Annotated in this window: 9 protein-coding genes; 6 read left to right on the top strand and 3 right to left on the bottom strand. The window is 48.9% G+C overall.

What is annotated here, in order from left to right:
• Window positions 1-726, bottom strand: a 726-nt coding sequence (locus AS151_RS22730; RefSeq protein ID WP_139240518.1) for a gluconeogenesis factor YvcK family protein, incomplete at its 3' end; no start/stop codon positions are given.
• A gap of 272 nt (window positions 727-998) precedes the next feature.
• On the opposite strand from AS151_RS22730, the gene AS151_RS04960 reads away from it, so the two are divergent.
• From AS151_RS04960 to mnmE, 6 genes are all read left to right on the top strand, one after another.
• Window positions 999-1,781, top strand: a complete 783-nt coding sequence (locus AS151_RS04960; protein ID WP_071515939.1) for an ABC transporter ATP-binding protein — start codon at window positions 999-1,001, stop codon at window positions 1,779-1,781.
• Between the two features lie 32 nt (window positions 1,782-1,813).
• The gene (locus tag AS151_RS04955; protein WP_071515938.1) at window positions 1,814-3,196 is read left to right on the top strand and encodes an MlaD family protein; all 1,383 of its coding nucleotides are present in this window, start codon (window positions 1,814-1,816) and stop codon (window positions 3,194-3,196) included.
• 118 nt (window positions 3,197-3,314) lie between these two features.
• Window positions 3,315-3,950: a peptidoglycan-binding protein gene (locus AS151_RS04950; protein WP_170861320.1), complete on the top strand. Its 636-nt coding sequence runs from the start codon at window positions 3,315-3,317 to the stop codon at window positions 3,948-3,950.
• Window positions 3,951-3,961: 11 nt separating this feature from the next.
• Entirely contained in the window at window positions 3,962-4,882 is a 921-nt protein-coding gene (locus AS151_RS04945) for an alpha/beta hydrolase (RefSeq protein WP_139240517.1), read from the top strand.
• 16 nt (window positions 4,883-4,898) lie between these two features.
• Window positions 4,899-5,258 carry a DoxX family protein gene (locus tag AS151_RS04940; RefSeq protein ID WP_071515937.1) on the top strand — a complete coding sequence of 120 codons (360 nt, stop codon included), beginning with the start codon at window positions 4,899-4,901 and terminating at the stop codon, window positions 5,256-5,258.
• An 81-nt stretch (window positions 5,259-5,339) separates the two neighbouring features.
• Complete coding sequence (gene mnmE / locus AS151_RS04935) at window positions 5,340-6,752, top strand: tRNA uridine-5-carboxymethylaminomethyl(34) synthesis GTPase MnmE (protein ID WP_071515936.1); 1,413 nt, start codon at window positions 5,340-5,342, stop codon at window positions 6,750-6,752.
• A gap of 9 nt (window positions 6,753-6,761) precedes the next feature.
• On the opposite strand, the gene ilvN is transcribed toward mnmE, so the two are convergent.
• Window positions 6,762-7,289, bottom strand: a complete 528-nt coding sequence (gene ilvN, locus AS151_RS04930; protein WP_071515935.1) for an acetolactate synthase small subunit — start codon at window positions 7,287-7,289, stop codon at window positions 6,762-6,764.
• Between the two features lie 164 nt (window positions 7,290-7,453).
• Window positions 7,454-8,881: a cation:proton antiporter gene (locus AS151_RS04925; RefSeq protein WP_084639408.1), complete on the bottom strand. Its 1,428-nt coding sequence runs from the start codon at window positions 8,879-8,881 to the stop codon at window positions 7,454-7,456.
• Window positions 8,882-8,973 lie beyond the last annotated feature (92 nt).

The following is an 8,973-nucleotide window of genomic DNA, read 5'->3' as shown; positions in this document are numbered from 1 at the left end:
ACTGGTGGCAATTCCCTGTTCCAAATCGCCGGTGACATCCGACATGGCGGTTAAAAATAGATTGCCAAAACTGTGCCCTTCCAATCCTTTGCCGTTGCGAAACCGGTATTGAAACAACTCCGTCAGCAATTTTTCTTCATCTGCCAAAGCCGCAATACAGTTGCGCAAATCGCCAGGCGGTAATACCCCCATTTCTCGACGCAAGCGACCGGAAGACCCGCCATCGTCAGCTACGGTTACCACAGCGGTAATATTGGCGCTATACTGTTTGAGTCCCCGCAGCAAGGTGGAAAGACCAGTTCCCCCACCAATAGCGACAATTTTCGGACCTTTGTGCAGGCGGCGGTGGGTTAGCAGCATGTCTACCAATTCTTCATCGCCGTCGGGATGCAAGACTTCGGTGATGGAACCAAAGGTACGGGTTTGACCCCAGAAAACCAGCAGCAATCCCAGAATCATGGCCATCGGACCGCTGACGTAGCTGGGAATGACGGAGGTGATTTGGGCTAAAACGGTTTCTACAAACTGGATGATGTGGAAAACTGGAGTTAGTTTCACCCAAATGGCAATTCCCAAACTGGTGAGCAAGACCCCTGCAGCACTGACTAGCAACCACCGTTTCACCAACAATCCTGGTAGCAGCCACTTCAACCATCCTCCGAAGCGATGTTGGCGAGAGTCTTGTCGTAAGCTGCGAAAAGCCTTTTTGAATTGATTCCGGGACATAGCTGCAACGCCTAGCAATAAATTTCCAGTTTCTGAGCCTAAATGTAGGGGAATTACCAGAAAAACACAAGTCTGGTTCTGATAATGAATGGTCGTTTTTTCTGCTAGATTTCCCACAGAACCGGAAAAACCGTACAAATGGATCCTCAAGAAGTATATCCACCGGGAAAGGGAATGAATTCGCTATACTGAAAGGGATTAATTGCTAGACAACTGCAGTGCCAGCTAGTATCTGTCCATGGGAATGGGTGGGTGCACTTTGACAAACAACTATGGCCGAACCGCTGATCGAACTGAAGGGCATTAGCAAGCAATTTGGCGATAAGAAAGTCTTGGATGGGATTGACCTCACCATCTACCAGGGCGATGCTTTAGCTATTATCGGTCCGTCGGGAACGGGAAAATCGACGATTTTGCGGATTATTGCCGGACTGACGGCCCCCGATGCCGGGGAAGTTTTTTTGAAAGGGGAGTTGCGGAAAGGGTTAATTGACGATGGGGACATGCCGTTTACCATTGGGATGGTGTTTCAACATGCTGCCCTGTTTGACTCCCTGACGGTGGATGAAAATGTAGGATTTTCTCTATACCAGCATTCGCGGCTGCCTCGGGATAAAATTCGCCGGTTGGTGGAACAAAGCTTGGAAAAAGTGGGATTATCGGGCATAGCAGATAAGTATCCCGCACAGCTATCGGGAGGGATGCGCAAACGCGTTAGTTTTGCTAGAGCGATTATTGCCAATCCTGACAATCCCCAACAGGCACCAGAGGCGATTTTATACGACGAACCAACGGCTGGGTTGGATCCGATTGCGTCTACCGTGATTGAAGATTTGGTGCGGGATTTATCTGGTTCGCAAGGTTCCTGTCAAACCTATGTGATGGTGACCCACCAAGAAAGTACCATTCGTCGTACGGCCGATCGCGTGGTATTTTTGTATCAGGGGAAGGTACAGTGGGAAGGACACGTACGGGAGTTGGATGAGACGGACAATTCTCTCATTCGACAGTTTACTAGCGGTAGTGTGGATGGTCCGATTCAAGTGTTGGGATAGCTTTTATTTAGCAAAGTGGCTTAGGATATTGTATGCGATCGCGAACACTTCGAGAAGGCATTGTCGGTTTGTTTATCCTCGCTTCCGTGGGATTGCTGGGATTCCTGATTTTCTGGCTGCGGGGGGTGAACCTAGGCAAGCAAAATTTTGAGATTAAGGCTAAGTTTCAAAATGTGGCGGGCATGAAGTTGGGGGCTGCGGTACGCTATCGTGGGGTTACGGTGGGGAAAATTGTGGATTTGCACATTGCTACCCTCGACGAAACCAATGGGACTGATTTATCTGCCCAACCGGCTGCCGATTACACTCAGGTGGTGGCGGTGACCCTACGAATTCAACCGTCGGATTTAAGAATTCCTAAGGATGCGGTGGTGGAAGCCAATCAGGTGGGGTTGATTAGCGAAACCCTGATTGACATTGTTCCCCAGGATAATCTCCCCCAAGATGCCAGTATTGCTCCACCCCTATCGGAAAATTGCCCGCAACAAAATATGATTATTTGCGATGGGGATTGGGTGAAAGGGCGCATTGGTGTCAGCTACGATTCTTTGATTCGTTCGGTGGAAACGCTTTCTACGCGCTTGGAGGAAATTTCCCAACGTCTGATTGAAGATGAAAATTTCCTGCAAGATATCAAACGGGTGGTAGCCAATACTGCCGATGCTACGGGAGAGTTGGCGCGATTGGGTCGGGAAGTCAGTACTCTCACCAGTTCCGTGCGCAACGAAGTGGGTCAAGTTTCCGATGCTGCCGTTGCTTCCACCAATTCTATTCGCCGTCTATCGGAAGATATTCGCATCACTGCCAATCGCCTCAATACCACGACGCAAGAGGTGAATCAGTTAGTGGAAAATGTGAATAGTTTGGTGACAAACAATCAAGAAACGGTAGTGGCAACCCTGGAAAACCTGAATCGAGTTAGTTCAAACTTGCAAAGCACAGTGGAACGCTTGCAACCACTTACGGAAGAGGTGGGATCGCAAGCATTTGTCCAAAATCTAACCCAGCTTTCCGAGAATGCCGCGATCGCATCCGAACAGCTACGCCAAGCTTCGGAAACCCTCGCCGATCCTGCCAATTTAACCATGTTGCAGCAAACCCTAGATTCCGCTCGCGCTGCTTTTGACAATGCTGCCAAACTCACTTCCGACTTGGATGAGTTGATGGGCGACCCGGAATTTCGCAACAATTTACGGGATTTGGTGGAAGGGTTAAACCAGTTGGTTTCCTCCACGGAAACGCTAGAACAGCAAACGCAACTGGCCCAAGACTTACAACCCATCTCTCAAACTCTACGCCAGTACGAAGACCGCGCCGCCAAAGTACCTCCAGCTGAAAAATCCATCAAACTGCCGCCTTGGATCGAACAGCCTGCCAACCAATCCGAGCGCTCTACTTATACAAACAACCTTTAAAAAGATTTTGCTAGCATCGCGATCGCTACCTCCGAGCTAGCAAACTACTCCCCCATGCTAAAATAACCGGTGTCACACCAACTTCGGTCAAGCCATGTGTGGTTCTAGAAAATGGGTTTTGTCTTGCCTGCTTCTGGGTAGTTGGTTGGGGATGCCAGTAGCGATTGTTGGCAATTTTGCCACCAACGAAGCGATCGCGCAAACCAACATCAACCGCCAGCGACCCGTTTTGCAAATCGGCAGCGAAGGGAAAAACGTCTCCCAACTACAAGCTGCCTTAAAACTACTGGGATACTACCAAGGCGATGTTGACGGGGTTTACGACCAAGCAACTGCCGATGCCGTCTCCCAATGGCAATCGGAATCGGGGGTCCCCGCCGATGGTATTGTAGGAGAAGCCACCTGGAATCTGCTGTTTCCCGGTCAAACCGCCAACAGCCAAGCTGTAGAAACTGCATCCGACCCCCCCAACAACCCCGACAGCGAAAACAATTGCAATTGTCCCCAACCCGACAACAACAACCAAGAAAACGCCAATACGGCCGTGAGTCTTCCCATTTTGCGGCGCGGCATGCAAGGCAGTGCCATCGAGCAACTACAAGAACGACTGCGCGTGTTAGGCTATTTCCGAGGACAGGCAACGGGATTTTTTGGTTCGCAAACGGAAGCTGCCGTGGAAAGCTTACAAGCCGAGAACCAAATTGCTGTAGACGGCGTGGTTGGTCCGACAACTTGGCGTGTTTTGTTACGTTAGGGGGAAATATCTTGAAAACTTCTGACTCTACCATTTCCAAAGCCGAGACCCAATTTTATACCTGGCGCGGCTATCGCTGTGCTTACGAGGCATACGCACCCAATTCTACAAGCGATGAGTCAAAAACCCCGTTATTGCTAATACATCCCATCGGCGTGGGATTATCCCGTCGTTTTTGGGACCGTTTTATCGCTGCCTGGCAAAATTCCCATCAAGATCGTTGGTTGTACAACGCCGATTTGCTAGGATGCGGGGAAAGCGATATGCCGCGCCTTGCCTATACGCCGGATGATTGGGCCGAACAGCTACAGACATTTATCGACCAAGTTATCCAAAAAACCGTTATTGTGATTATTCAAGGTGCTTTGTTCCCGGTAGGCATCAAAATGGTGCAAAAACAAGCACCCGTGCAAGGCTTGATTCTTTCAGGACCGCCAGCTTGGGGAATTATGAGCAAACCTACCTCTCAAAATCGCCATCGGCTTTTCTGGAGTGGCCTTTTCGATACGCCTTGGGGAGGTTGGTTCTATCGCTACGCGCGCCGGCAGCAGTTTTTAAAGAATTTTTCCATTCGCAAGCTATTTGCCAATCCCGACCAAGTGGACAGCCAGTGGTTGCAAATGCTGCAAAACGGTTCCCAATCCTTTGCCAGTCGCTATGCTGTGTTTTCCTTTTTGGCAGGATTTTGGCGGGAAGATTATTCCCAGGCGATTGCGTCGATTTCCCAACCGACGTTGGTGGTGATGGGAGAAAAAGCTTCTAGCATCAGTCGCGATGGCAAAGGGGAATCCCCGCAAGAGAAAATCCAAAACTATCAATCCGCTTTACCCAACGGCGAAGGGAAAATTATCCCGGGAAGAAATGTCCTGCCTTACGAATCTACGGAGGCGTTTTTCGCCACCATTCAACCTTTTGTTGAGAAAATTTCTTAAAGGAATAGGGGGATTTGTGAACGCCATTGTTATTTTCGGCAGGTTGTGTCTGGCAGCGATTTTCGTTTATGGCAGTATTACAGGTATCCTTGATTTTTCGATGAAACAGGAAATGATAGCCAATAAAGGGTTGCCGATTCCTACGGTATTGTTGTTGGGAAATATTGTTTTCCAAATTGTGGGTGCTATCTCTTTAATTACGGGATTGCAAACTCGTTGGGGGTCTTTGGTATTAATTGTATTTTTGGTGCCAACTACTTTGGTTTTTCACAATTTTTGGGTCAATTCGGAAGAAACCATTCCCTTTTTGAAGAATTTGGGTTTAATTGGTGGATTGCTGATGGTGTATTCTCTGGCTAGTTATATGGACGATTAAAGGCTACCCACGGTTGGGTTACAATACCGATTTAGAAGTTCTTTTCCTCTATCTTTCCCGATCGCAATTTTTTGATGGTTTATGACAGCAACATCGTTGACGGGTGATACAATAGCAGCGATCGCTACGGCTGTGGTTCCCCAACAAGGGAGTGTGGGAATCGTACGGGTATCGGGAGATGAAGCCGTTTCGATTGCCAAAAAATTATTTCACGCACCCGGTTCGCAACCTTGGGAAAGCCATCGCATTCTCTACGGTTTTGTCAAACATCCAGAAACTGGCAACACGGTAGACGAAGCGTTGTTGCTGTTGATGCTAGCACCCAAATCCTACACCCGGGAAGATGTGGTGGAATTCCACTGTCACGGGGGAATTATTGCCGTACAGCAAGTTTTGCAACTGTGTTTGGAATCCGGTGCCAGATTGGCACAGCAGGGAGAATTTACCCTACGCGCCTTTCTCAACGGTCGGTTGGATTTAACTCAAGCGGAAAGCATTGCTGACTTGGTGGGTGCGCAATCGCCAGCAGCGGCGCAAAGTGCCTTGGCGGGATTGCAAGGAAAATTAGCCACACCTATCCGCAGTTTACGCAGTACTTGCCTAGATATTTTAGCAGAAATTGAGGCGCGTATCGATTTTGAAGAAAATTTGCCTCCTTTGGATATAGAAGGCATTGTGGAGCAAATTCAAGGGGTCAACCGGGAAGTTAGCCATTTGCTGGAAACTGCCGACCGTGGGGAATTGCTGCGTTCCGGGTTAAAAGTGGCGATTGTGGGTCGTCCCAATGTGGGAAAATCGAGTTTGTTGAATGCGTGGAGTCGTAGCGATCGCGCCATTGTTACCGAACTACCGGGAACCACCCGCGATGTTGTAGAATCTCAGTTGGTGGTGCAAGGGATTCCCGTTCAGGTTTTGGATACCGCCGGGATTCGGGAAGCCAGCGACCAAGTAGAAAAAATGGGGGTCCAGCGATCGCGCGAAGCTGCCGAAAAAGCTGATTTGATTTTACTGGCCATAGACGCACAAGCCGGCTGGACCCAAGAAGAGGCTGAAATTTATCACAATGTCAAGCAACGACCCGTTATTTTGGTAGTTAACAAAGTTGATTTGCTGGATGGGGGCGATAGAAATCAGCTCCAAGAAATAGAAAACGCGATCGCTGGCGATGGTAATTTTATTCAAATTGTAAAAACCGCCGCTGCCAAACCAGAAGGCATCGACCAATTGGAAAATGCGATCGCGCAAGCCGTACACACCGGGAATCTGCAAGCCGCCGACACCGACCTCGCCATCAACCAGCGACAAGCCGCCGCCTTAACCCGGGCCAAAAATGCCTTAGAACAAGTACAAAAAGCGATCGCAGATGACCTCCCCCTCGACTTTTGGACCATCGACCTGCGCGAAGCCACCCAAGCCTTTGGCGAAATCACCGGCGATGAAATTACCGAATCCATGCTCGATCGCATCTTCAGCCGTTTCTGTATCGGCAAATAGCCGCACCCCCTAAGGCATTTCCACCTTTTGCTGCAGCGACTTCAGGTATTCGGTATTGACCCCCGACTCCCGTGCCAAGGAAATCTTACCCGTTCTAGCCATTTCCCGAATACCAAACTTACTTAACACCCGGATAATCGCCACCATTTTGCCAGGGTCGCCGACCACTTCCACAATCACAGAATCCTCAGCCACATCCACCACCCGTGCGCGGAAGATTTGCACAATTTCCAAAACCTCCGACCGGTTGGAACTAGTAGCATTCACCTTCAGCAGCATCAACTCCCGTTCTACGCAAGGCTTATTCGTCAAATCCTGAACCTTGAGAACATTAATCAACTTGTACAGCTGCTTGATAATTTGTTCGATAATCCGTTCGTCTCCCGGAACCACCATGGTAATCCGAGAAATCCCTGGTTTTGCCGTCGGACCTACCGCCAAACTTTCAATATTGAATCCCCGGCGCGCAAACAAACCAGCAATACGAGTGAGGACACCAGCTTCATCTTCGACCAATACAGAAAGTGTGTGTTTCATGATGTAATTCCAACGATAGAAGCAACTAAGAAAAATCTCTAAAAGAGGGAAAAGAGGAAAAATAGGGGAATAGGAAGTTAGGGAAATACAATTTCTGGTTTTAATTGTTTTCTCCCATACTCCCATACTCCCATGCTGGGAAAATCAATTTCGTAACAATTCTCTCATTGAGACTCGGATTGCGACTCCACCGCCTCGGTTGCTGGTTCCGTTTTTAGCAAGAACCGTAAAAATGGTGGAGTGATGAACGTCGTCACAATCACCATCACAATAATGCCAGCTTCCAACGATTCCGAAAGTGCACCGCTAGCCGCACCAATGCCAGCAAAGACCAAGCCAACTTCGCCTCGGGGAATCATTCCCACGCCAACCGCCAGGCGGTTGATACCGGGTTGGTTGAAAATCGCAAATCCAGAGACGATCTTGCCTAAAATCGCCACCACAATCAAAAAGGCAGCAATAATCAAACCTTCGCGATTGCTGGGAACCGCTGGGTTGAGTACCGCCAAATTGGTTTTGGCACCAACCACCACAAAGAAAATCGGCACAAAGAAATCAGCAACCGGCGCAATTTGTTCTTCTAAATCTTCCTGAATTTCCGTTTCTCCCAACACCAAACCAGCAGCAAACGCACCGAGAATGGCTTCTAGCTGAATGGCAGCTGCCAGGTAAGCCAGCAAAAACGCTACCACCAAAGCTGAAATCAACAGCGGACCTCGGGTTTTCAGTTCCTTGACCAAAGACACGAAATAACTGCCAAGGAAACGACCCACGAGAATCACGCCTACAAGAAAAGTAGCGGCCCCCAAAATCAGGTAAACCACATTGGCTACCTCAATTTCACCAGTTTTCACCAGGCTGCTGACCACCGCCAGCACAATAATTCCCAAAACATCATCGAGAACCGCCGCACCAATAATAATTTGTCCTTCCTTGGCATTGAGACTGCCAATTTCCGCCAGAACTTTCGCGGTGATACCGATACTGGTGGCCGTTAAAGCAGCACCAGCAAAAACCGCCGGAATGGTGCCAATATCAAAAATTATTAGCAATCCTGCCGTTCCCGCCGCGAAGGGAACCACAACCCCCAAAATGGCTACCAAGGCAGCTTGGGGACCGTATTTCAGCAGGTCCTTCAGGTCCGATTCCAAACCAATTTCAAACAGCAGGATAATCACCCCAAACTCAGACAGAACGGAAATTACCTCGCTTTGGACTTCAAAGGTAGCTTCCGTACTGGCGGCGCTCATCCCAAAGCTGGTTTGCAGCAAATTCATGATGGTAGAGGCACTGCTGTCGAAGCCGGCTTCGGGAAAAACCAATAATTTTAAAGCTGAGGTGCCAATAATCACCCCACCAACCAGTTCTCCCAACACTGGCGGTAGGTTGATGCGGCTACAAATTTCGCCGCCGACTTTGCTGGCAAAATAGATACCCACCAGACTTAACAATACCCCAGCAACGAGGATGGGTTCTTGTACTTCTGCTTCCCCTTCTGCCGCTGCCAAAACTGGCAGAGAAGTGGGGTCGATGGGAAAAGACCAAGCAAACATGGGTTGACTGAATAGGGAACTCAATAGGAAATCTTTCATAATTGCGTAGAACTCGTCCCGTATACTGTACAGGTTTCTCTAAGTAGATTTCACGTAGCCAGTGCAGTTTTCTTTGAGAAGACCCATTGAAA

This window comes from Geitlerinema sp. PCC 9228, from assembly GCF_001870905.1.
Classification (GTDB): Bacteria; Cyanobacteriota; Cyanobacteriia; order Cyanobacteriales; family PCC-9228; genus PCC-9228.
The sequence above is the reverse complement of the archived record's forward strand: the minus strand, read 5'-3'. Positions and strand labels throughout refer to the sequence as shown.

Excerpts from the sequence above, each read along its gene's own strand:
- ilvN (WP_071515935.1), bottom strand. The coding sequence starts at position 7,289 with ATGAAACACACACTTTCTGTATTGGTCGAAGATGAAGCTGGTGTCCTC.
- AS151_RS04925 (WP_084639408.1), bottom strand. The coding sequence starts at position 8,881 with ATGAAAGATTTCCTATTGAGTTCCCTATTCAGTCAACCCATGTTTGCT.
- AS151_RS04960 (WP_071515939.1), top strand. The coding sequence starts at position 999 with ATGGCCGAACCGCTGATCGAACTGAAGGGCATTAGCAAGCAATTTGGC.
- mnmE (WP_071515936.1), top strand. The coding sequence starts at position 5,340 with ATGACAGCAACATCGTTGACGGGTGATACAATAGCAGCGATCGCTACG.
- AS151_RS04955 (WP_071515938.1), top strand. The coding sequence starts at position 1,814 with ATGCGATCGCGAACACTTCGAGAAGGCATTGTCGGTTTGTTTATCCTC.